Raw genomic sequence first — 486 nt, 5'->3', positions numbered from 1 at the left:
CCAGTCACTGCCAGCCTGCTGGCGACCAAATTGGGGGACGGTAAAAACTATGCCAGCAGCCGGGATTTTGCGGCATCAACAGGATTAGTACCCCGCCAGTACAGTACCGGCGGGAAAAGCACCCTGATGGGCATCAGCAAACGGGGAGATAAAAATCTGCGACGACTGCTGGTGCAATGCGCCCGGGTGTATATGCAGCGGCTGGAATATCAGTCGGGGCGACTGGCCGAGTGGGTTCAGGGGCAACTGACTCGGCATCACTCGAATGTGGTGGCCTGCGCACTGGCGAACAAGCTGGCACGAATAGCCTGGGCAGTAACCACACAAGGAACCGTCTTCAGTAAATAAAAGAGCCAACAGTAAATCTACTGTCAGCTCAATGAGTTACCAAGTGACTTTCTGGTTTTGTGACGACTGATTATTGATGACATGAACGGCACAGCGGCCTGATGATAAACCTGACACAAAAAATGGCTCTTTGAAGCC

General features: G+C 52.9%; 1 protein-coding gene. It reads left to right on the top strand.

Going from position 1 to position 486, the window contains the following annotated elements; genetic code table 11:
• Positions 1 to 348: transposase (locus FTA91_RS16465; protein ID WP_145583631.1), on the top strand; the 348-nt coding region annotated here is incomplete at its 5' end.
• Between the last annotated feature and the right edge of the window lie 138 nt (positions 349 to 486).

Source organism: Yersinia thracica (assembly GCF_902170565.1).
GTDB lineage: Bacteria > Pseudomonadota > Gammaproteobacteria > Enterobacterales > Enterobacteriaceae > Yersinia > Yersinia thracica.
Note: the sequence above shows the minus strand (reverse complement) of the source record. Positions and strands in the feature narration are given on the sequence as shown.